The 274-nt window shown below is 77.7% G+C and carries 1 pseudogene; it reads right to left on the bottom strand.

Annotated elements, in window-relative coordinates:
• Nucleotides 1–274 (bottom strand): annotated as a pseudogene (locus RVY79_RS19570) (hypothetical protein); the annotation flags it as partial.

Genomic DNA, 274 nt, shown 5'->3' with positions numbered 1-274 from the left:
CTCGGCAGCGCCTTGCCGGTCGGGGTCACGAGGGGTGCCGTGATCGCTTGCGCGTTGGCCAGGCCGCCCACGCCGCCGCCGCCGCCGATGCTGAGCGCCGCGAGGCCGTCCGCGCCGAGGCCGACGGTCGTGACCGTGCTGCCGCTCTCGATGACGGCGGAGCCGCCCTGTCCGCCTCGGCCTCCGCTCCCGCCGATCGCCCACGACGCCGAAAGCCCTACACCCACCGCCTTGGTCCTGGCCTCGCCGCCGGCACCGCCGCCGCCGCCGATGC

It is taken from the genome of Chromohalobacter sp. HP20-39 (assembly GCF_033052815.1).
In the GTDB taxonomy this organism is placed as follows: domain Bacteria; phylum Pseudomonadota; class Gammaproteobacteria; order Pseudomonadales; family Halomonadaceae; genus Chromohalobacter.
This window is presented reverse-complemented; position numbering and strand designations above follow the sequence as displayed.